Origin of the sequence: Bacillus sp. FSL K6-0255 (assembly GCF_045040725.1) — a bacterium.
GTDB lineage: Bacteria > Bacillota > Bacilli > Bacillales > Bacillaceae > Bacillus > Bacillus subtilis.
The window spans coordinates 51,131-72,645 of the sequence record NZ_CP150278.1 but is presented as its reverse complement, the minus strand read 5'-3'; the positions used below and the strand labels follow the sequence as shown (position 1 = coordinate 72,645).

General features: G+C 43.1%; 22 protein-coding genes and 2 tRNA genes. All 24 read right to left on the bottom strand.

Features of this window, described 5'->3' with window-relative positions; translation table 11 throughout:
* Positions 1-34: 34 nt before the first annotated feature.
* On the bottom strand, positions 35-2,515 hold the full coding sequence (spoIIE, locus tag MHB62_RS00390) for a stage II sporulation protein E (protein ID WP_032723088.1): 2,481 nt from the start codon (positions 2,513-2,515) through the stop codon (positions 35-37).
* 199 nt (positions 2,516-2,714) lie between these two features.
* Positions 2,715-2,786 (bottom strand) — tRNA-Glu (locus tag MHB62_RS00385).
* Between the two features lie 9 nt (positions 2,787-2,795).
* A tRNA-Met gene (locus tag MHB62_RS00380) sits at positions 2,796-2,872 on the bottom strand.
* A gap of 168 nt (positions 2,873-3,040) precedes the next feature.
* Positions 3,041-3,427 carry a S1 domain-containing RNA-binding protein gene (locus tag MHB62_RS00375; RefSeq protein ID WP_003218379.1) on the bottom strand — a complete coding sequence of 129 codons (387 nt, stop codon included), beginning with the start codon at positions 3,425-3,427 and terminating at the stop codon, positions 3,041-3,043.
* An 80-nt stretch (positions 3,428-3,507) separates the two neighbouring features.
* Positions 3,508-3,885 carry a cell division protein DivIC gene (gene divIC / locus MHB62_RS00370; protein ID WP_003243211.1) on the bottom strand — a complete coding sequence of 126 codons (378 nt, stop codon included), beginning with the start codon at positions 3,883-3,885 and terminating at the stop codon, positions 3,508-3,510.
* A gap of 17 nt (positions 3,886-3,902) precedes the next feature.
* Positions 3,903-4,538 (bottom strand): spore cortex biosynthesis protein YabQ, encoded by a 636-nt coding sequence (gene yabQ, locus MHB62_RS00365; protein ID WP_003226711.1) that lies wholly within the window; start codon positions 4,536-4,538, stop codon positions 3,903-3,905.
* Positions 4,535-4,837, bottom strand: a complete 303-nt coding sequence (yabP, locus tag MHB62_RS00360; protein WP_003226714.1) for a sporulation protein YabP — start codon at positions 4,835-4,837, stop codon at positions 4,535-4,537. The genes yabQ and yabP overlap by 4 nt, the downstream gene beginning before the upstream one ends.
* Positions 4,838-4,915: 78 nt before the next feature.
* Complete coding sequence (locus MHB62_RS00355) at positions 4,916-5,176, bottom strand: RNA-binding S4 domain-containing protein (protein ID WP_003226716.1); 261 nt, start codon at positions 5,174-5,176, stop codon at positions 4,916-4,918.
* A 2-nt stretch (positions 5,177-5,178) separates the two neighbouring features.
* Complete coding sequence (mazG, locus tag MHB62_RS00350; RefSeq protein ID WP_003226718.1) at positions 5,179-6,648, bottom strand: nucleoside triphosphate pyrophosphohydrolase; 1,470 nt, start codon at positions 6,646-6,648, stop codon at positions 5,179-5,181.
* A complete protein-coding gene (locus MHB62_RS00345; protein WP_003243709.1) occupies positions 6,638-8,236 on the bottom strand; it encodes a polysaccharide biosynthesis protein in 1,599 nt (532 codons plus the stop codon). The genes mazG and MHB62_RS00345 overlap by 11 nt, the downstream gene beginning before the upstream one ends.
* Positions 8,237-8,417: 181 nt before the next feature.
* Positions 8,418-8,954: a stage V sporulation protein T gene (spoVT, locus tag MHB62_RS00340; RefSeq protein ID WP_003218365.1), complete on the bottom strand. Its 537-nt coding sequence runs from the start codon at positions 8,952-8,954 to the stop codon at positions 8,418-8,420.
* A gap of 135 nt (positions 8,955-9,089) precedes the next feature.
* Positions 9,090-12,623: a transcription-repair coupling factor gene (gene mfd, locus MHB62_RS00335; RefSeq protein ID WP_032723084.1), complete on the bottom strand. Its 3,534-nt coding sequence runs from the start codon at positions 12,621-12,623 to the stop codon at positions 9,090-9,092.
* Between the two features lie 69 nt (positions 12,624-12,692).
* Positions 12,693-12,923, bottom strand: coding sequence for an anti-sigma-F factor Fin (gene fin / locus MHB62_RS00330; RefSeq protein ID WP_003243417.1), 231 nt, complete (start codon positions 12,921-12,923; stop codon positions 12,693-12,695).
* Between the two features lie 59 nt (positions 12,924-12,982).
* Positions 12,983-13,549: an aminoacyl-tRNA hydrolase gene (pth, locus tag MHB62_RS00325; RefSeq protein ID WP_003226727.1), complete on the bottom strand. Its 567-nt coding sequence runs from the start codon at positions 13,547-13,549 to the stop codon at positions 12,983-12,985.
* Positions 13,550-13,655: 106 nt separating this feature from the next.
* Positions 13,656-14,270 (bottom strand): 50S ribosomal protein L25/general stress protein Ctc, encoded by a 615-nt coding sequence (locus MHB62_RS00320; RefSeq protein ID WP_003243443.1) that lies wholly within the window; start codon positions 14,268-14,270, stop codon positions 13,656-13,658.
* Positions 14,271-14,354: 84 nt separating this feature from the next.
* Positions 14,355-15,308 carry a ribose-phosphate diphosphokinase gene (locus MHB62_RS00315; RefSeq protein ID WP_003218353.1) on the bottom strand — a complete coding sequence of 318 codons (954 nt, stop codon included), beginning with the start codon at positions 15,306-15,308 and terminating at the stop codon, positions 14,355-14,357.
* Between the two features lie 22 nt (positions 15,309-15,330).
* Complete coding sequence (gene glmU, locus MHB62_RS00310; protein WP_220562326.1) at positions 15,331-16,701, bottom strand: bifunctional UDP-N-acetylglucosamine diphosphorylase/glucosamine-1-phosphate N-acetyltransferase GlmU; 1,371 nt, start codon at positions 16,699-16,701, stop codon at positions 15,331-15,333.
* A 192-nt stretch (positions 16,702-16,893) separates the two neighbouring features.
* Entirely contained in the window at positions 16,894-17,187 is a 294-nt protein-coding gene (spoVG, locus tag MHB62_RS00305) for a septation regulator SpoVG (RefSeq protein WP_003218346.1), read from the bottom strand.
* 194 nt (positions 17,188-17,381) lie between these two features.
* On the bottom strand, positions 17,382-17,759 hold the full coding sequence (gene ridA, locus MHB62_RS00300) for a 2-iminobutanoate/2-iminopropanoate deaminase (protein WP_015715103.1): 378 nt from the start codon (positions 17,757-17,759) through the stop codon (positions 17,382-17,384).
* Entirely contained in the window at positions 17,756-18,613 is an 858-nt protein-coding gene (purR, locus tag MHB62_RS00295) for a pur operon repressor (RefSeq protein WP_003218342.1), read from the bottom strand. Before purR ends, ridA begins: the two co-directional genes overlap by 4 nt.
* A 55-nt stretch (positions 18,614-18,668) precedes the next feature.
* Positions 18,669-19,538 (bottom strand): 4-(cytidine 5'-diphospho)-2-C-methyl-D-erythritol kinase, encoded by an 870-nt coding sequence (ispE, locus tag MHB62_RS00290; RefSeq protein ID WP_003226742.1) that lies wholly within the window; start codon positions 19,536-19,538, stop codon positions 18,669-18,671.
* Positions 19,539-19,684: 146 nt separating this feature from the next.
* A complete protein-coding gene (locus MHB62_RS00285; protein WP_003218333.1) occupies positions 19,685-19,870 on the bottom strand; it encodes a small, acid-soluble spore protein, alpha/beta type in 186 nt (61 codons plus the stop codon).
* A 159-nt stretch (positions 19,871-20,029) separates the two neighbouring features.
* Positions 20,030-20,290, bottom strand: a complete 261-nt coding sequence (gene veg / locus MHB62_RS00280; protein WP_003218330.1) for a biofilm formation stimulator Veg — start codon at positions 20,288-20,290, stop codon at positions 20,030-20,032.
* 210 nt (positions 20,291-20,500) lie between these two features.
* Positions 20,501-21,373: a sporulation-specific protease PrtG gene (prtG, locus tag MHB62_RS00275; RefSeq protein ID WP_015382563.1), complete on the bottom strand. Its 873-nt coding sequence runs from the start codon at positions 21,371-21,373 to the stop codon at positions 20,501-20,503.
* Between the last annotated feature and the right edge of the window lie 142 nt (positions 21,374-21,515).

The window sequence follows — 21,515 nt, the reverse complement described above, 5'->3', positions numbered from 1 at the left end:
CTTCGCCAGAAGAAATTTGATTTATACGGAAGCGTTATGAAATTTCTTGTTTGTTTTGAAAGATTGCCGGAACAGGAATGGATGCCCACTTCGGTGTATTGTGATCAATCCGGACAACAACAACAGTCATATCGTCCTCAATTTGGCCGGATCTTGTGCGGATGACTTCTTCCATAAGCAAATCGGCAATCTCCTGCGGGTCATTTGTTTTCAACCCTTTCATTTTACGTTTCATCCATAAGTCGTGATTTTCCACATGCTTAGGCCCCTCAAAAATGCCATCACTCATCATAATTAAGAGGTCACCCGCTTTCAGCTGTTCACTCACAACCTCCACATCGAATTCATTAATAATACCGATTGGCAGATTGCTCGCTTGAACTTTCATGACCTGGTCACCCCGTTTGATAAAGCTAGGCGTCGATCCAACCTTCAAAAATTTACAGCTGGCATCTTGAAGATCGATAATAGACAGGTCAAGCGTGGAATATATTTCGTCAGTTGTCCTTAGAGACAGTATGCTGTTGATCGTTTTAATTGCTATTTTTTCATCAATTCCCGATTCAAGGATTTTTTCAAGAAGCTTGATCGTTTCATTGCTTTCAAAGTGCGCTCTTGCGCCATTGCCCATTCCGTCACTGATTGCTGCAGCATATTTTCTGGCTCCAAGCTCCATCATGCTGTAGCTGTCGCCGGAGACAAGGCCGCCGCCCTTCGCAGCGTGAGCAGCTCCCGTGGACACCCTGTATGATTTTGTTGATCCAAAGGCAACATGGCTGTATCCATTCGGATGCGGAGAGTGCTGTTCGGCTTTCACAAGAATTTGTTCTTCCAGAATGTCAGACAGCATAGGAGCAATGATTTTTTCACTTTCTCCATGTCCGCTGAACGGAATGGTCATTTCAATATCGATATTTCCTTGTTCAAGACTATAGATCTCGACATGCTGAATCTCAATTCCGAAATGCTGAAGCGCTTCTATGATTTGCTCTTCCTGCAGAAAGTGCTGTTCTCGCTCTCTTTTTATTTCCCGAGAAAAGTCGGCCATAACCTCAGAAACACCTAAAAGCTGTTCAGCAACAAGGCGCCTGCTGTCTTGGACTTTTTTCTTGAGTGTCAAATGGGCATGATGATGTGCGAGCTCATCCTCAATCAGCTCTTCAACCTGCTTGGATTTAGAACAATGCTGTTGAAACTCTTTTTTCAGCCTTCGGTTTGATGCATATTCTTTTTCCTCTGTTTCAAGCATAACTTGTTTCATTAAATCATATGTTTTATCAAAGTTCTGTACCCAGCACCTGTTTTTCTTGTAGCACGTCTGACAGGAATGCTCCGTGATTTTGCTTAAGAACAGATCAACTTCGCTGTCATCTGTCTGTTCGTCTGACGCTTGGTAAAAGGTTGCAAAGCTTTCAGACAGCGCGTGAAATACATTGGAGAATTGGTCTACCTTCTGAGCAGTGACATCACGGATTTTTCTAGCGTATTGCTGTTGCTCTTGAAGATGCTCGACAGTTCCCGGAATATATCTCGCCACTTTCCTCGTAATAGATTGAGGTGTGAGCAAAAACAGGCCGACTGCGATTAATGACTCATAGAGCGTTGTCATCAGACCGGCAGAGCCTTCACCATATAAAGATATAAGAAGTGATCCAACGATCAAACCAATTGCTGCACCCGCTTTTTTCCCTTCCTTCAGCAAACCGCCCAATAAACCGGAAAAAGCAAGCAGACTCATTTGATATAGGTTTCCGATATTCGCCAAGCCAAGAATCAGGCCGGTCACAACCCCAACCGTACAGCCGATGCTTGCTCCGCCAATAAAGGAAAAACTCAACACAACATAACGAGCCAATATATGTTCTGCCTGCATCCCTTGGTAGGACAAGCCAGCCAGCCCCGTTAAAACAGAGGCAATAAGAATCATAAAGCAAATGATTTCCTCTATTTTTAATGATTGTTTCACTTTTTTCACAGTAAAAATCGGAAGGCTCTGAAGGAAAATCAGTGTTAAGATAAACGATAGTCCAGCCTCAACGATAGCCATTACATAATCATAGGTTGTAAATCCATTTTGGGCATAAACAAACCCGGCTCTTGCTGCAGCCATCGAGAAGAACACGACAATCGGGAGTGCTTTTACACGATCGTCGGTAATGAAGGCAGCCACTTTAGAAAATACGAAGAATGCCAGCAATGCCGCCAGTATGAGCAATGAGTGCTTTGGAGATATGGTCAGCGCACCTGCAAGCACAGCCAAAACCGCATAAAACGCTTTGTCTCTTCTGATAAGAAGCATCGCTCCAAAGAAAGGAAGTGCGAAAGGAAGCACCTCGGATAATATGAAAGCCCGTCCAAGCAAAAATCCGATGACAACATAAATGAATCCTTTATAGAAAAACAGTGAATGCAAATGATGAGTCACCAGCTTCGTGCCCCTGTTAAAAAACGATTGGAGTTTTTCCAAAGCTTGTCCCGCCATTGGCCCGTTCACTCTTCTTTCTGCTTTTTCCATTCCTCTCATCTCCCACCTGTTATATTCGTTGCCTGTCATTATAGCGAAAGCACAGATAGGATTTTGTCAAAAGAAGGTAACAATACCAAAGAAATCTTCGACGGTTTCTGCCTTGATATTCGTTTATGAAAAGAATTTCCGGAATGTTGTCTAAAAATGAAAAAAATCGGCTTCTGCAAGAGAAACCGATTTTTTAGGATGACCCGTACGGGATTCGAACCCGTGTTACCGCCGTGAAAGGGCGGTGTCTTAACCGCTTGACCAACGGGCCAAACAAATATGGTAGCGGCGGAGGGGATCGAACCCCCGACCTCACGGGTATGAACCGTACGCTCTAGCCAGCTGAGCTACACCGCCATATTGTTTTGTGCTTCTAAGCACAAGTTATATAATACAAAGGTTTGTCTCTTTCGTCAACAGAAACTTTAATGTTGTAATTTTCTGACTTTTAAAGAGGGTGAGGATAATAAAAAAGCATCCGTCGGGATGAACGGATGCTTCATTTATTTTATAGAAAGCAGCAAGTTATCCTCTTCTTGCTCCGCGCCCTCCACGTTTTGATTCCGTATTGCGTTTTAAAGATGACAAGCGATCTTCGCTGTCTTTTAAAAACTTATTCATTTTCTGTTCAAAAGATTCTTTCGGACGGAAATCATTTCTAGGTCTGGCTTGCGGACGGTCTTTAGCTTTTTTAATAGATAAACCAATTTTCCCGTCTTTTTCAACGTTGATGACTTTCACTTCAACTTGGTCGCCGACTTTTAAGTGGTCGTTAATGTCTTTGACATAATTATCAGCTACCTCACTAATGTGAACGAGACCGGTTGAGCCTCCAGGCAATTCAACAAATGCTCCAAAATTTGTAATACCTGTAATTTTCCCTTGCAACTTGCTGCCAACTTCAATCGACATAAAAAAAGTGCTCCTCCTTAGGCTTATAAAAAGATCGTTTGCTTAATTATACCTAAATAAAAATTTAAGTGTCAACAAGGCTACTTACTCTTCTTCTCCACATTGAAGATAATTTCTCCGTCTCCAGACATGAATAAGTCCCTTCTGGCAAGCTCTGTGACGTAATCTTCATCCTTCAATTTGGATATTTCTTCTTTTAAATCCGTTTGTTTTGTCTTTAAACTTTTGAGTTCTTTTTCAAGCTGTTCTTTCTTTTCTTCTTTTGCACTAAGGGAAGATGTTTGGGACCATACAGAGCTTGCCAGCACAATTGCCGTCAGGAATACTAGGGCGCCGAATACAGTTAACCGTCTGTACAGCCCTTTGCGTCTTCGTTTCTTCAGCTGATTTTGCCGTTCTACTTGTTCTTTATAGTCGTTTTGTATTTCAGTTATCGTTCGTTCCCTGGAAAAATTCAAACCAGACGGTCCTCCTTTCATTTCTTCAAAAACCGTGTAATGGTCGTTCTTATGGTTATCAATAGTTTCTTCTTCTTTTTGAGAAATCCTGCACCTTTTTCAAAATAACGTCTAAAAGTTAGACGCATTTTCACAGGAAGAAGTTTCAAACATTGTTTCGCGATAAAACGGATCGGAAAACACAGAACCATGACTATTTTATATAGACACAGCAGGAGAAAACCTATCAGGCTGTATGTTTTCTTGAATAAAAATGCCGCCATCCAGATGATCGCTCCGCATGTCCACACAATAGGACGAAATAACACGTGCTGAATGAGTTTTTTGAAGAATTGATAAACAGAAACAACAAGGTAAATGACGAATTTCAGTATTTTTATATAGATTCGTTTGCAAAGGCTCTGATACGTCGCAACGCCCAGCAGAACCGCTAAAAAGATGTAAATCCTGAATTCTCCCTCATTTACATGAAGCAAGACATAAAAGAAAAGCAGCCCTTGCACAATCCAGAAAAGAATATCATGAATAAATAATAGCCATCTGGCTGTTTTGGCACGAATGACAAAGAGCCGGTATGTATCAAGCGAAGCACCAAGCCAGAGACCCATACCGGACATCGCCAGCATTGTATAGAATTGTGTCGTCAGCGTCATTTAAACAACTTGCTAAAAAACCCTTTAGCTTTATCCCCTTGTTGTTCGTCTAAGTACACTAAATCAAATACCCTGCCTTTAATCGAAACAATCCCTTTTTCCACATCAAGATTTTTCATCTGCAGGTTTTGGCCTCTGACGGAGAGCATTCCCATCACCGTTTCCAGCAGGAATTCTTCGTTATCAAAACTCTCCACATGCTTAACCCCAGAAATATCTAAATGCTTCCGGCCTTTCATTGTCACATCATGCTGTTCCGGAACAGACGAAGAACCTTTTTGATCATAATATGAATTCATCTATTCAGCCCCCATATCCTCGATACTTTTAGCATTATTACTGCATTGTATGAGGAGGGGGATTTTTTTAGAACAAGCCTATTCGCCGAGTTTTTCTTCTTTTAGAATCGTGTACATGTTTGCAGCTTCTTCTTTTTTCGTCGTGTCTTTCAATTCATTAACTTGAACCGTTACAAGCTTTTGGCCGAAGCGGACCGTTAGTTCATCTCCCGGTTTTACGTCAGAGCTAGCTTTAGCTTGGTTTCCGTTAATAGAGATTCGTCCTTGGTCAGCTACTTCCTTCGCTAGTGTACGCCGTTTGATCAGCCGTGATACTTTCAAAAATTTATCTAATCTCATATCTATGATCTCCTCTCAGTTTCTTTTGCTTCATTCCACAGTTTGTCCATGTCCTCAAGGGACATATCAGCCAACTCGACTCCCTCTTCCTTCGCTGTTTCCTCAATGTACGAGAACCGTCTCCGGAATTTGTCATTAGTCATGGTCAGCGCTTCCTCTGGCTCTATTTTGTAGAAGCGGGCTACATTCACCAGCGCGAACAAAATGTCGCCAAACTCAGCTTTAAGATTGTGTTCGTGAGGAGCTTCAGAAACCTCAGAAGAAAATTCCTTCATTTCCTCACTTACCTTTTCCCAAATATCGCTGACGTCTTCCCAGTCAAAACCGACCTTCGCTGCTTTTTTCTGCAATTTAGCTGCTTTCGAAAGAGCTGGAAGGGTTTTCGGTACGCTGTCTAGTAATGATGATTCAGATGTATTTTTTTCGGCCTTTTTTATATCTTCCCAATTGGCTAAAACATCGTTTTCATCCTGAACCTTAACATCTTTAAACACATGGGGATGTCTTCGGACCATTTTTTCACTGATTCCTTTTATGACATCATCAATTGTGAAATAACCTTCATCTTCACCAATTTGCGCGTGAAGCAAGACCTGAAGCAAAACGTCGCCAAGCTCTTCGATCATATGGTCTGTGTCTTCTTCGTCAATAGCTTCGAGAAGCTCATAACATTCTTCAATCATGTACTGCTTTAATGACTGATGCGTCTGCTTTTTATCCCACGGACATCCATTAGGTCCGCGAAGCTCTCTGATGATGCTTCGGAACGTGGAGAATTCGTGATAAAGCAGCTTCTCTTCTTTAATCGGCGGAATATACACACTTGTTAAGTTGTTCAAAGCGACATTGCGGTCCAGCTCAAATAATGGCACTGTCCTGATCTCCTCGCCACGGCTGCCTGCTGCAGTCACAATGACGACCTCATAATCATCAGGCAGCTTCTCCATCAATGTCAGCTTGACTTCAGAAGCCGTCATTTGGTCGTAAACCTGACATATGATCAGATGATGTCTGAGCTCAAGCTCATCCGCGGACAATGTGCCGGCATCCACAAATTGAAAACCTTCAATCGGGTCAATTTGCAAGACATTGAATGTGGCATCAAGGAAACTTTGTCCCCCCGCGACTTTCACTTGAACGTTTTCCTTTTCCTGCCGCTCCGTCAGCAGCTGAACTGTTTTTTCTGCGACAAAAGGGTGTCCCGGCACAGCGTAAACCACGTCCTCACGCCGCGCCGCTTCAAAGAGGATATCTGCAATTTCTTCATATACCGCCTCGAACTGATCATGTTTCTCATATATATCATCAAAGAAACGGATGTTCTTCGTTTCTTTTTCAAGCTCCTCAATTAAAGGATGATCCTTGGTTCTGACATACAGCGTATCTGCCTTCGTCAGCAGCTTGTGTATACCAATTGTCAATTGGTCCATGTCTCCGGCACCAAGTCCGACGACTGTAATTTTACCCGCCATTTTGTTCTCTCCTTCTCATGAATTTGCTTAACTTGCTGCCGAATGGCACACTGTTCAGCTCTTCATCTGTAAATATTCCCAATCTCATCATACAATAAATAAACACCGCGCCACCAATGGCAACAGCAGAAAGACTCTCAATCACAGCCGCTCCTCTTCCTGTTGCAGGAAACAAGAAAGTCCAGAGACGCGTATACGCAAGCAAAACAGCTGACATCAAAAGAGCAGATCCAATAATCGGAATCAAAACGCCTCTAAGCTTATCGAGCCATTCCTTTTGCCGAAGCTGATACAAGTTAAGGCCGGCGACAGCCGCAAAGGAAGCCGCTGTCGCAAGCGATGCGCCTTCAATCCCATAGCGCGGAACCAAAAGTGTGTTTAACACCCATTTCACCGCAACACCCGCGCCCACCGCTATCGCAGGAAAAACTGTGTATCCCGCTCCCTGTAAGACTGCCGCTGCCGTTACCGCCAAGGATGCAAACAAAATGGAGCAGCTAAATACTTGTAACGCACCTGTCCCTTCTCCATTTTGAAACAGCATGATATTTACCGGCTTTAGAATGCAAATCAACCCAGCCGATGCGCCTGTACCGAGCACAAGGCATAGTTTCAAAGATGACGTGATTTTTTCTTTCATGATCTTCAGCTCTTTGTTTTTTACAGCCATAGAAATATACGGAACGAGTGACGTCGCAATGCTTACGGCAAAAACTGAACCGAGCTGCAACAAGGGTTGTCCCCGATCATAGATCCCCTTTAGGCATTTTGCTTCTTCGCTTGCCTCACCACCCGAAAGCAATGCATATAAATTCAAAGCATCAACAAGCTGGATAAACAAAAGCAGCAAACTGCTTACACAAATTGTGACCGAATATAAAAGCAGTTTTTTCGTCAATTCTTTTGTTGTGATGACATTTTCGTTTTGCCTATCCGTTTGGTTGTCTCTTTTCGTTTTGAACCAAAAAAACCCCAGTATTATCAATGCAACCAAACTTCCGGCAAGAGAGCCTGAAGCGGCTGCCGCTCCCGCAGTATAAAGCGAGGCTCCCTTTTTCACGAGCCAAAATGATAAACCCAAGAGCACCGCAACACGCAGAAACTGCTCTGTCATCTGTGATAAGGCTGAAGGGAGCATTTCGTGCCGCCCCTGAAAACCGCCTCTTAGCAACGCGACAAATGGGAAAAGCAGAAACGCGTATGCGGCCACTTGAATTAACACGGCTAGATGCGAATCTCCCATAAAGAGTGCAATAGGAACAGCACCCAGATATAAACAAAGAAATAATAAAATACCGATTAAAGACAAAAACAACGCTGATATTTTTAATATGGTGTGATGATTTTTTTCACTATAATCATTCATCAGCTTTGAAATAATGACTGGAAATCCTGATGTGGACAGCATGACCGCAATACCAAGAAAGGGGTATACCTGCTGATATATATAAAATCCAACATCGCCGACAATGTTTTGAAACGGGACTCTGTAAACAGCGCTTAAAATTTTTGTGATGACGCCTGCCAGAATTAAAACAAAAGCCCCCTGCCAAATCCAATGCCGTTTAACGCCTATTGAATCGTCCATCCAAAAGCTCCTTCCCAACGTCAGGGGCAATACGGTTCACGTATTACCGCGGCACAAATAAAAACGAGGTTATTATACCACATCCCAACCCTTGGATTCCTTTTTCGGCACGCATGAAAAAGAACAGCGTCCCAAGGAGAGCTGTTCTTTACATACCTATTTTCGAAGAAAGGAATAAGACCTACTGTTCCATTTGACGAGCCAAAAATCCAGCTGCTGTTTCAACGGCTTTATGCTCTACTTCGCCCATTGTCTGATCTTTTGAAAAGATCACCACAGCACCTATCGGATCACCGTTCGCCACAATTGGGCCTACAGTATAAGAATTCATGTCCTCATCAATTCCATTCACAAGCTGTACTGATTTCGCATCACTCTCAAGCACGGAGCTGCGCTGATCCATTGTTCTTTCCAGCATTTCGCTGATTGACTTGTTTAAGTAATCTTTTTTGGAGCTGCCGGACACGGCAATATATACATCACGATCACAAATCAGCACTGAATGGCCGAGGCTGTCGTAAAGCGCGTCTGCATACTCCTTTGCAAAGTCTCCAAGCTCACTGATCGGAGAGTACTTTTTCAAAATCACTTCTCCGTCACGATCTACAAAAATCTCAAGCGGATCGCCTTCCCTGATTCTCAGAGTTCTTCGAATTTCTTTAGGAATCACGACCCGACCTAAGTCATCAATACGACGTACGATACCGGTTGCTTTCATCTCTGGTGCCTCTCTTTCATTTGATGGTATATACATGTGGGAAAGACCTAAAGCAGTTACTTTATGTACCTTCCGCCTCGCTTGAAATTAGTATCCGTCACATCAAATGTAATATACACCAGAGAGTAACAAAATTTACGTTGATGAAATGGTTTGCTTTTTCACATCTTTTAAGCCCTTCAGCATGCCCAGCACGGTGTCGAGCCATTCATCAGTACTACGGCCTTTCGTCTGTATGGAGATTTTGAGTTTTTTCCCTTCCATTCCCAGTCCGATTTGTCTGCCATATTGATTGCCAAGCTCAAACAGCTTCTGTCCGTCAATTTCAGCACTTGCTTCTTCAGAAATTGTCAATCTGACAGCATCTTTATCCTGCTTAATCAGCTCGACACGTTCCTGTCTCGCATAGACCTTCATTTCTGCAACAGTAAACAAGTATTCGACTTCTTTTGGATAGTTTCCAAAGCGGTCGATCATTTCATCTTGAAGCTCATTCTTCTCTTCGATTGTCGCCACAGACCTGAAGCGTTTATACATATCAATTTTCTGTTTGCCGTCTTGAATATAAGTTTCCGGAATATACGCATCAAGCTCGACATCAATTTCTGTTTCAAACTGCTCTGTCTTCGCTGTGTCTCCTTTACGCTCCTCAATGGCCTCCTTCAGCATTTGTGAATAGAGGTCAAATCCGACCGAATCGATGAAGCCATGCTGCTGGGCACCAAGAAGATTCCCGGCTCCGCGAATCGTTAAGTCACGCATTGCGATTTTAAAACCGGAACCTAGCTCTGTGAATTCTTTAATAGCCTGCAGCCTTTTTTCAGCCACTTCTGTCAGCACTTTATCCCGGCGATACGTGAAGTACGCATACGCCACACGGTTAGAACGACCGACACGCCCCCGCAGCTGGTAAAGCTGAGAAAGTCCCATCTTGTCGGCGTCAAATACGATCAGCGTATTGACGTTCGGGATGTCCACGCCAGTTTCGATAATGGTTGTGCTGACGAGAACGTCTGATTCTCCTTCAAGGAAACTTAGCATAACGGTTTCTAATTCATTTTCTGTCATTTTCCCATGCGCATATGCTACCTTCGCGTCAGGGACTAGCATTGAAATTTCATCCGCTTTCCGCTCAATGTCCTCTACCCGGTTGTACAAGAAATAGACCTGGCCTCCGCGTGCAAGCTCACGTTCAATCGCCTCTCTGACAAGAGCGCCGTTATATTCCACAACATACGTCTGTACGGGGAAGCGATTTTCCGGCGGAGTCTCGATGACTGAAAGGTCCCTTACGCCAAGCATAGACATATGCAGCGTACGCGGAATAGGTGTTGCTGTTAACGTTAATACATCAACATTGGCTTTTATTTGCTTGATCTTTTCTTTATGGGTTACACCGAAACGCTGCTCTTCATCAATGATGAGGAGCCCTAAATCTTTATACACGACATCCTTTGATAGCAGCCGATGCGTCCCGATGACGATATCAACTGTTCCGTTTTTCAGCCCTTTGATTGTTTCGTTTGCTTCTTTTCTCGTTCTGAACCTGCTGAGAAGTCCGATATTAATCGGATAGTCCTGGAAGCGCTCTTTTATGGTTTCATAATGCTGCTGTGCCAAAATTGTTGTCGGAACGAGCAGAGCTACCTGCTTTCCGTCACCGATCGCCTTAAACGCGGCACGTATGGCAACCTCTGTTTTACCGTAGCCCACATCTCCGCACAGCAAGCGGTCCATCGGACGTTCTCTTTCCATGTCTTTTTTGATTTCGTGAATCGAACGGAGCTGATCATCAGTCTCTTGATAAGGGAAAGCCGATTCGAATTCACGCTGCATCTCATGGTCAGGAGAAAACGCATAGCCCTTGCTCGCTTCTCTTTCGGCATACAGCTTAATTAAGTCGTCAGCAATATCTTGAACGGATGTCTCTACTTTTTTCTTGACCCGCTTCCATTCACTTCCGCCTAATTTATACAGCTTTGGCTCTTTTCCTTCGGAGCCGACATATTTTTGGACCTGATCAATTTGTTCTACAGGGACGTAAAGCTTGTCACTGCCCTGATAATGTATATTTAAATAGTCTTTATGAATGCCGTTGATTTCAAGAGTTTCAATCCCCAGGTACTTTCCGATCCCGTGATTAATATGAACGACATAATCTCCAATTTGAAGCTCAGAATAGCTTTTGATGCGCTCTGCATTGGTAAGCTTCTGTTTTCGCGGCTTCTTCTTTACACGGTTTTTGAACAGTTCTTCTTCCGTGATAACGGCAAGCTTCATTAACGGCAGCTCAAATCCCGATTGGAGCTCGCCTTCCATGATATAGACCTGTCCCTGAACAAGCGCTTTTTTGCTGTCTGTCACGGCGGCCTCGATATCATAATCAGCCAAAACAGATGACAATTTCTGTGTACGTTCCTTGTTTGCTCCTAAGAACACAACAGTGAAATTTGATTTTTTAAAACGCTCCATTTCGCCCGCAAGCACGTTCATTTGGCCATGGAAACTCTGCATTTGCCGGCCTGACACATTGACGATATTCTGCGGGCTCGTATGGTGTACATGCCGCAAAAATAAAGAGTAGTACAGCAGAGGCCGTTTTTGCTCAGCCACTATTTTTTGGAAGCTGAATGACAAACGAATGTCATGCAAAATCTTCCCTTCCTCAAGAAGATTTGTGATAAACTCCGCTTCTTCTTTTTGAAGCTGCTCTTCCATCTCATGAATCCGACTGACTTCATCCAAAATCAGAAGTGTATTATCAGGTGTATAATCTAGTAAACTAGCAGGCTTTTCATAGAAATATGAGAGATACTTCACGAGCTCCTGATCTGTCTGGCCTTCAGACAAGCGTTCTTTATCGTGAGAAATATTCGCATGAAGTATTTCTTTTTGTTTGTCAGCCTTTAATTTTTTCAAGCTCGCGGCAAGACCACTATCGATTTTCTCCATCGCCCGCGCTTTTTCTTCCGGTCTGATAATTAATTCCTTCGCGGGACCGATATTGATCGAGGTAAGGGTCTCAATTGACCGCTGATCATCTGAATTAAAGCTGCGGATTGAATCCACCTCGGTGTCAAAAAGTTCAATTCTCACCGGATTCTCTGAAGTCAACGGATAAATGTCAATGATTCCCCCGCGAATACTGAATTCCCCGGGCGCAGAAACCATATCAGACCGCTCATACCCTACCTCTATCAGCCGTGAGGCAAGCTGGTCAGGTTCGATATCATGGCCTACTTGAATGAGCATCTGGCTGCTTTTCCACACCTCAACAGGCGGCAGCATTCTTCTGATTGCCGCTACCGGAGCAACGACAATTGGCGCTTCTCCATTCGTTAGTCTATTAATGACATCTAATCGCTGCGCCCGCAATTCAGGGCTTGCAACTGCGATTTCTGATGAAATGAGTTCATTGACGGGGTACAAAAGGACAGACCGATCCTCTAGAAGTGAAGTCAGATCATCTGTTACTTTCTGGGCTTGATATAAGTTATGGGTGATGAGAAAGATAGGCTTATTCGTTTCATTAGCCAGAGCAGAAGTAAAAACAGAACGCGCGGAACCCGACAGACCCGCGAGCAGCTGTTCCTTCAGGCCCTCGTGTAAACCGTTGATGATGGATTTAAAGTCATCGCTTTCTTTTATAAAGGTTTGAATGTTGTCCATATGGCCCCTCCTCTCTGTTTCCTGCGAGAACAGAAAAACGCTTTGGTCTAGTGTCTACACCAAAGCTTTTTATTGAATAAATGTGTGATATTCGTGGTAATGCGGATTTCGGTCAAGCGCCTCTTGGCAATCTTCACATATCGTCAAAACATGGACATCTCCATTTTCTTTATAAGAAATCATATCGTTTCTTTCCTCATTTGTTAAGTGCTGAAATCCAAGTGAGTCTGTCGATACCATTGAAGATTCGAGACTGCCTACTTTCACTCCGCAATGACGACAATAATAATGCAAAGCCATACAAGGGACCTCCTGATGAAAAAGTCATTTTGGTGTAGTATGGACTTTGTTGTTACATTTTATACCTTTGCGTTAAATTCGTTCATGACTTCTAAAAACGGTTTACTCAAAGAAGCCTCACAAGCCTTCACAGATTTATCAACCGCTTCTTCGATCTCAGGTGCCTCCTCCTTGGTAAAGGAGCCTAACACATAATCAACGACCTTCATGCCGTTTACAGGCCGGCCGATTCCGATGCGGATACGGTCAAACTCGGATGTTCCAAGATGCTGGATCAGTGATTTGATGCCATTGTGCCCTCCGGCGCTTCCTTTCGTTCTTAAACGGATCTTGCCAGTCGGAAGGTCAAGGTCGTCGTAAATGACTGTCAAATCTTCGTTATCGACATCATAGTAGTCCATTAAAGGCCGCAAACATTCTCCTGATAAATTCATATATGTAAGCGGTTTAACAAGTAGAACCTTTTTGCCGGAAACAAATCCGGTTCCGTATAATCCGTTAAATTTATTTTGATTCAGCTCTATATTCCATTCCTTTGCAAGCTGATCTATCACCATAAATCCGACATTATGCCGTGTATTTTCATAGTTCTTCCCCGGGTTTCCGAGACCGGCAATCACAAGCATGGCGAATCCTCCCTTAGTCACATAACTCCCGTCGTCATAATCGGGCTATAATTCTTCTCATTCTAGCACAAAAGACGTAACCGCGGGAGGGTTACGCCTTAAGCTATTATTGTTCGTTTTCACCTTCTGGCTGAGCATCGGCAGATTCCTCTTCATCGACCTCAGCTGCTTCCTGCTGCTGCGGAGGAAGGATTGAAGCCACAACCTCATCTGATTCATGATTAAAGGAGTAGTCACCGCCAGCAGGCAAATCCGCAATCGTCAGTACTTCATTTACATCGAGGCTTGAAATATCAGCCTCAATCGTTTGCGGAATGGCTTTTGGCTTGGCCTTTACAGTAAGTGCATATAACGGCTGCTGCAGTACGCCTCCGTTTTTCACTCCAATGGCTTCTCCGGTCAGATGAATCGGAACTTCCACTTCAATGTCCTCACTCATATTAACTACTTGAAAATCAGCATGAGTGATTTCATTTTTCAACGGGTCCGTCTGCAGGTCTGTTACCATGACTGAGTGTTTTTCTCCGCTGACCTCAAGCGTAATGACTGCATTTTTGCCTTCGTCCCTCAGCGTTTTGATGAGCTCCACACTGTCTAATGACACAGGTTTGTTACCCGTATCCTTCCCATATATGATACCTGGAACATGTCCTGAAGTACGGATATTCCGAAGAGACGAACGAGTAAAGTCCGTTCTTTCTTTTGCCGTTAAAGTTGCCATATTCAGCACCATCCTATTGTCGTTTTAGTTGTCCTATTACAAACAATACCCATAACGATAAGGATTTAAACCTCGAAAAATGGTTTAGCTGAACAGATAGCTGACTGATTGCTGCTCATGAACGCGAATAATCGCTTCGGCCAGAAGCGGTCCGACTGAAAGCTGCTTAAAGCGTTCAATTTTCTTTTCTTCAGGAAGCTTGATGCTGTTTGTCACAACAAGCTCTTTAATTGTTGAATTATTAATCCGTTCAACCGCAGGGCCTGATAGTACAGGGTGTGTACAGCATGCATATACTTCTTTCGCTCCGTTTTCAACGAGCGCATTAGCAGCAAGTGTAATCGTACCTGCAGTATCAATAATGTCATCGATGAGGATAGCAGTCTTCCCTTCGATGTTACCTACAATATTCATGACTTCCGCCACGTTTGGACGCGGACGGCGTTTATCGATAATCGCAATTGGCGCTTTTAGTCGGTCAGCCAGTTTGCGGGCACGTGTCACACCGCCATGGTCTGGTGAAACAATGACGATATCTTCAAGATTTTTGCCTTCAAAATATTCTCCTAAAATCGGAACACCCATTAAGTGGTCAATCGGTATATCAAAGAATCCTTGAATTTGCGGCGCATGCAGGTCAAGTGCAATCACACGAGTCGCACCGGCTGTTTCAAGCAGGTTAGCGAAAAGTTTAGCTGTGATTGGCTCACGGGATCTTGCTTTTCTGTCTTGACGCGCATAACCGTAATAAGGAATAACAATGTTAATCGTTTTTGCAGAAGCGCGTTTTAACGCATCTACCATAATCAGCAGTTCCATAATATGCTCGTTAACGGGGTCACTTGTAGACTGGATGATGTAACAATCACATCCGCGAATACTTTCTTCGATATTAATTTGGACTTCCCCGTCACTAAATCTTGTGACAGAACATTTCCCTAATTGAACTCCAACTATATCTGCGATTTCTTTTGCAAGCTCTGGATTCGAATTCAAAGAAAAAATCTTTAAATTCTTATCTCCGTATTGATTAGACATGGATAAACCTCCGAATTTAGGATTATTTTTTATGAATATTTTTCACATAATCGTCTTTATTTACTTGTCTCGCTCTGGCAATAGCAAGTGCTTTTCCAGGTACATTTTCCGTAACAGTTGAACCTGCCGCCACATAAGCGCCTTCTCCGACTGTGACAGGGGCAACCAAGTTGGAATTGCAGCCGATAAACGCGCCATCTTCAATTTTTGTCAAATACTTATTCTTTCCATCATAATTGACAGTAATTGAACCGCAGCCCAGGTTTACATCAGTGCCTACCTCAGCATCGCCGACATAGCTTAGATGAGATGCCTTGCTTCGGTCTCCGAATTGAGTCTTTTTAATTTCTACAAAATTCCCGATCTTCACTTCATTCCCGATGACAGAATCAGGTCTGATGTGAGCAAAAGGTCCTATGTTTACATCATTCCCCACTTTACTGTGATTGACTACCGATTGTTTAATAACCGTACGGCTGCCAATGGCACTATTCATAATCTCCGTATGAGGGCCAATAATCGTATCTTCTCCGATTTGCACCTCACCTTTAATCACAGTTCCAGGGTAAATCACAGTATCGCTTCCGATAACAGCGTCAGGAGAAATATACGTATTCATCGGGTCGATCAACGTCACGCCATTTTGCATATGCCGTTTATTAATGCGCTCTTTCATAAATTGTTCTGCCTGAGAAAGAGCAACTCTATCATTAACTCCGAGCGTTTCTTGGAAATTACCAGTCTGGTAAGCGGCAACAGTTTCGCCTTCATTTTTAAGAATCTCTATGACATCCGGCAAATAATACTCGCCTTGGGCATTATCATTAGACACCTGATCAATAGCCCGAAATAGCGCTTCATTGTCAAAACAATACGTACCGGTGTTGATCTCAGTAACAAGACGTTCTTCTTCAGAGGCGTCCTTATGCTCAACGATTTTTTGAACCGCTCCGTTTTCGCTGCGAATAATGCGGCCGTATCCGGTTGGATCTTCTGCAACCGCAGTTAAAATCGTAGCTTTCGCTTCTCTTTGTGTATGTTCTTTCAGCATCTGTTCCATCGTCTCTGCTGTCAAAAGCGGCGTATCTCCGCAAATGACAATTGTGACGCCTTTTTCGTCAGCAAGAAATGGCTGTGCCTGTTTTACAGCATGAGCAGTGCCAAGCTGTTCTGCTTGAAGCGCGTACTCGCTTTTATCACCAAGCTGCTTTTTCACTTCTTCCGCACCATGTCCGACAATCGTGACAAGCTTTGATAAAGATAATTTTATGGCTTCGTCCACGACGTGCTCTACCATAGGCTTACCGCAAACTGGATGAAGGACTTTATAAAGCTTCGATTTCATTCTCGTTCCTTGTCCAGCCGCTAAAACAACTGCAAACCGCTTATCCATTTATTGGCCTCCAATATCCCTTTTATCCATAGAAAAATATATCCTAAATATCTTCTGATTTCAAGGAGACTTCATGAAGTGCAAGAATTTTCTATTGAGTGCAACTAAGTTTGAAAAATCAGAATTAAAAAAGGACCGCCGGCAAAAGGCTTATGTCAGCCCTTTCAGCAGTCCTTGCTTTTTGGTTATTTTTTAAGAAGCTCCAGCTTCTTCGAATTCTAATGCTTCAGTGTCACCCAGACGATGATACTCATTTAACACGGCATCTTGAATCTTTCCTCGCGTGCTTGAATTAATAGGATGAGCAATATCGCGGAACTCTCCATCAGGGGTGCGTTTACTCGGCATCGCAACGAAAAGACCATTGTTTCCATCAATCACACGAATATCATGTACAACAAATTCGTGATCCAGCGTGATGGATGCAATCGCTCTCATGCGACCATCGGTATTCACGCGGCGTAATCTTACGTCAGTAACTTCCACAGTAGTTCACCACCTTTTCCCTATATAAAAGCATTAGTGTATCAATTCCACGATTTTTTCTGAAATCCTGCTCGTTTTTAAAATATTTTTTGAAAAAATAGGATATAGTTACACAATTAGGTCATAAAGCTTTCATTTCGGGCATAAGGTAAATAAAAAAGTGATCCCGGGCTCTCCCAGAATCACTTTTCTTATTATTTCACCAGTGCAATAACTTCAATCTCGACTAACGCATCCTTCGGGAGTCTCGCGACTTCAACACAAGATCTCGCCGGTTTGTGAGTGTCAAAGTATTGTCCGTACACTTCGTTTACTTCCGCAAACTGTTCCATATCCGCGATAAATACAGTTGCTTTTACAACTGTTTCAAAAGAAGCACCCGCTTCTTCCAGAACCGCCTTTAAATTGCTGAATACTTGATGAGTCTGCTCCTTAATATCGCCGTTCACCATTTCGCCTGAAGGAGTCAAAGGGATTTGACCTGAGCTGTAAAATATATTGTTGACGATAATCCCTTGTGAATAAGGCCCGATTGCCGCTGGGGCATGTTTTGTGTGGACTGCTTTTGTCATGATTCTGTCTCTCCATTCTTTAAAAGATTGTCTTTAAAAAAACGCAGAAAATTGCCATTCTGAATTTCAATGGACTTCTCTTTCATGTTGATGGTTGAAAGAGTAAGAAGTGACATATATTCGTCAACAAGACGTTCATCTACTCCTTCGGCTTCAACTAAGACGCCGATTCCCGCCACATTTGCGTTAAACTCATCCAACAGGTTAATCATACCATTAATGGTGCCGCCTGCTTTCATAAAGTCATCAATAATGAGTACGTTTGAACCCGTTTTCATGCTTCTTTTCGCAAGTGACATTGTTTGAATGCGGTTTGAGGAGCCTGAAACGTAATTAATGCTGACTGTGGAGCCCTCTGTTACCTTATTGTCTTTACGAACGATCACAACAGGCACATTCAAATAGCTTGCAGCTGCATACGCAAGAGGGATGCCTTTCGTGGCAACGGTCATGACAACATCAATTTCGCGTTCTGCAAACACGGAAGCAAACAGCTTCCCTACCTTGGAGAGTACAGATGGCTTTCCTAAGATATCCGTTAAATATACATAACCGCCCGGAAGGATACGCTCAGGATTTGCCAGCGACTGTCCAAGTGTCTGCACAAACTCTTCAGCTTCAGCCTGCTTCATTTTCGGAATATATTTAACGCCTCCGGCAGCTCCGGGAACAGTAAGCAAAGTACCAATCCCCTGCTGTTCAAAGGTTTGTTTAATAATTGTTAAATCTTCACTGATCGATGATTTTGCAGATTCATACCGCTCAGAGAAAAAGGTTAGCGGTATTAACTCGTGCGGATGGGTTAACAAATAATTTGTTAAGTCCACCAATCTGCCGCTGCGACGAAACTTCATGAACTTACCCCCAAAATCCGAATATTTTAAGATCAATATAACTTAACATACGGATTTAATCAAGAGCGTTCTGTTCGCCGATCATTCTCACCGCATAAACTTGATCGCAGAAGCCTCTTAACCCGTTATAAATTCTCTGCACCTTCGACTCATACTGAACCAGTCCAAATACTGTCGGGCCGCTCCCGCTCATTAACACGGCATCTGCACCAAAGCGTTTCATCTGGTTTTTAATCATCGCAACTTCAGGATGCATGTCGAGTGTAACAGATTCAAGCACATTGCCTAAACGGCTGCACATCTTCTGAAAACTCTTCTCTTCTATCGCCTCGATCATGCCTTGTACATCGGGATGCTCTATACCATCCAGTTTCAGCGCTCTGTACACTTCAGCAGTTGAAACACCGATTGTCGGCTTCGCTAAAATGACCCAGCAGTGCGGAGGCGTGCTTATATGTTTAATTTTCTCGCCGCGCCCTGTTGCTAATGCAGTTCCGCCATAGACACAAAATGAAACGTCAGAGCCAATTTCCGCTCCAAGCTCAGCAAGCGTTTCCGCGGACAGATTTAAATTCCACAGTCTGTTCAGCCCTCTGAGTGTCGCCGCCGCATCACTGCTTCCGCCGGCAAGACCGGCAGCCACCGGAATTACCTTCGTAATCATGATGGAAACTCCCTTTTTCACGTTGTATCTGTCCTTGATCAGCTTGGCAGCCTGATAAGCTAAGTTTCTTTGGTCATCAGGCACAAATCGGTTGTGGGAGGAAACCCTCACTTCATCCTCTGCAAGCTCCGTCAATTCAATTCGATCAGCTAAATCAATTGTCGTCATGATCATTTCGACTTCATGATAGCCATCCGGGCGTTTTCGGGTGACGTCAAGTGACAGATTGATCTTAGCTGGCGCTTTTTCTAAAATACGCATAGCTTTCACCTACTTCTCCATCTAAACATAAGTATGAACATTGTATCACATTTGAAGTACAGGATGAACATATCCATATTCAGCCCATTATGTATTTATATCCAAAATAAAAAACCAGGGAACAGCACGTCCCCCGGGTCACATCCTTATCGGTTATTCTGATTCTGAGCCATTTGCTGTTCGGCGATTTCTATAGCGCGCTTTACCATGTTACCGGCATCGCGAGCCCGAATTTCGCCCCAGCCGCCATTTTTTACTGTGTCATAAAAACCAAGGTCTTTAGCAAGCTCATATTTAAACTCATCTGACATAACTCCACGACGTCTGCCCAAACGAAACAACCCCTTTTTTAGAAGTGATAGCCATTCGTGCACGTCACGATAATATGTGACTGTTTTATCTTTTGTTAAATCAGATGGAACTTTCGTTAAAATTATTGGAAACCAAAAAAGGGCAAAACAAAAAGCAGTAAACAAAAGGTTCACTGCCCGTTAAAATGCCACTGAGCTTGCGGCGTCATCATTAAATGTCAGCTCAACAGTCTCAGTCAAAATATCAGCATAACTGTATGAAACTCTTTCAAACGAGTTCTCGTCTTGATCTAGTTGTATCACAAAAACAGAAGGGTACGTCTCAGCTAAAATGCCCGAACGCTCAATCGTTTTTCGGCGGCCACCGTTTGCTTTTAACGTCAGCCTTTTACCTAAATTCCCATCAAGCGATCTTTTAATATCGGACAACGTCTTCGCCATTGCATCCACCTCACTACATTTATTGTACAACACGAGCCCATTTTTGTCAAATAAAATTTAAATTATATCAACGTTAATAAGACGTTGTCAATAAAATTATTTTGACAAAATTCTATGATTCCTCAATTATGTTCCGCAAGTTTCGGTAAATTATGTATCATTATGTAAAATAAAAAACCCGCATAGCTCTCCTATGCAGGTTTTCAACTGTTAATTGGACTTATAAGGCATACCAATTCTCAGAACTCCTCTTGTTTCAATACCTCCAAGCCCTTTCTCTCTTGTCAGCGTATTACGGAGCACTTCCCATACATTAATCCGTTCCATAAACGGCGTAAAGCTGATCTTCGCGACGATATATACCGGATCAAGCGCATGAATATTGACTCTTGACGGTGAACTTGCAAAATTCGCACCCGCTCTGATGAGTGATTCAAAATGGGATTGGCAGGCCCCCGCAAAAATAACAAGCTGATCTAAGTGAGGGATCTTTTTTCGGGCTGTTTGAACAGTTTCAACAAAGTGCTTAGAATGTCTGTACGCATTCAAATCATCAATGCCGCCCTTTTGCTTCGAATACGCATCATGCCCTGTGATCACCAGGATATCAGGTCGATATTTGTCGAGCAATTCTTCAATAGAAGCAGACATTTTCTTTTCATGGCAATGGATGCCATAGACCGGCACTCCAATTTTTTTATAGACATTCAGGCATTTTTTCAGATATGCTTCGTCACCATCCAGATGAAGCACTTTGCCCGGCATATGGAAATAATGCTCCTGATGCTGATATTGGCTTGTCGCATAGTACTCCTGTTTTTCTCTGAGCAGTTTATAATCCTGGCGGAGCAATTCGAGCGACTCATTCATTCTACTCTCATCTTTCTTTTTCCGCATCATCTGCTCATCTTTTTTCACTGCTACCAGATCAGAAAAATCCGAATCAGCAATCAGCCTGACTTCATCTCCATGCAAAATGGCAATTGAATTTCCTTTGCTTGTTTGCTCTATTCTTATAATTCGAAACAAAACATCCATCTGATAGGATTTTCTGGCTACCATATCCCCTATTTGAAATTGCACGTTCCTCACTCCACACATAGACTAAGCCTCATCATGAAAGAAAGAGCCTTGAGAAAGCGCCTTTTTTCGCTGAGTCCAAGTTTTTTCTTATCATTGAATGAAAGGTCCTTCTCTAGCCTATGTAGCGGCAGTCCATGTGGTG

Bases quoted from the DNA above. Each gene is read 5' to 3' on its own strand.
- spoVT (WP_003218365.1), bottom strand. From the start codon at position 8,954: ATGAAAGCAACCGGTATCGTACGTCGTATTGATGACTTAGGTCGGGTC.
- MHB62_RS00355 (WP_003226716.1), bottom strand. From the start codon at position 5,176: ATGAGATTAGATAAATTTTTGAAAGTATCACGGCTGATCAAACGGCGT.
- yabQ (WP_003226711.1), bottom strand. From the start codon at position 4,538: ATGACGCTGACGACACAATTCTATACAATGCTGGCGATGTCCGGTATG.
- MHB62_RS00345 (WP_003243709.1), bottom strand. From the start codon at position 8,236: ATGGACGATTCAATAGGCGTTAAACGGCATTGGATTTGGCAGGGGGCT.
- fin (WP_003243417.1), bottom strand. From the start codon at position 12,923: ATGGCTTTGCATTATTATTGTCGTCATTGCGGAGTGAAAGTAGGCAGT.
- MHB62_RS00315 (WP_003218353.1), bottom strand. From the start codon at position 15,308: ATGTCTAATCAATACGGAGATAAGAATTTAAAGATTTTTTCTTTGAAT.
- pth (WP_003226727.1), bottom strand. From the start codon at position 13,549: ATGCTTGTGATTGCCGGTCTCGGAAACCCGGGGAAGAACTATGAAAAT.
- MHB62_RS00375 (WP_003218379.1), bottom strand. From the start codon at position 3,427: ATGTCGATTGAAGTTGGCAGCAAGTTGCAAGGGAAAATTACAGGTATT.
- glmU (WP_220562326.1), bottom strand. From the start codon at position 16,701: ATGGATAAGCGGTTTGCAGTTGTTTTAGCGGCTGGACAAGGAACGAGA.
- yabP (WP_003226714.1), bottom strand. From the start codon at position 4,837: ATGAATTCATATTATGATCAAAAAGGTTCTTCGTCTGTTCCGGAACAG.
- mazG (WP_003226718.1), bottom strand. From the start codon at position 6,648: ATGGCGGGTAAAATTACAGTCGTCGGACTTGGTGCCGGAGACATGGAC.
- ridA (WP_015715103.1), bottom strand. From the start codon at position 17,759: ATGACAAAAGCAGTCCACACAAAACATGCCCCAGCGGCAATCGGGCCT.
- MHB62_RS00320 (WP_003243443.1), bottom strand. From the start codon at position 14,270: ATGGCAACTTTAACGGCAAAAGAAAGAACGGACTTTACTCGTTCGTCT.
- mfd (WP_032723084.1), bottom strand. From the start codon at position 12,623: ATGGACAACATTCAAACCTTTATAAAAGAAAGCGATGACTTTAAATCC.
- purR (WP_003218342.1), bottom strand. From the start codon at position 18,613: ATGAAGTTTCGTCGCAGCGGCAGATTGGTGGACTTAACAAATTATTTG.
- ispE (WP_003226742.1), bottom strand. From the start codon at position 19,538: ATGCGTATTTTAGAAAAAGCGCCAGCTAAGATCAATCTGTCACTTGAC.
- spoIIE (WP_032723088.1), bottom strand. From the start codon at position 2,515: ATGGAAAAAGCAGAAAGAAGAGTGAACGGGCCAATGGCGGGACAAGCT.
- veg (WP_003218330.1), bottom strand. From the start codon at position 20,290: ATGGCGAAGACGTTGTCCGATATTAAAAGATCGCTTGATGGGAATTTA.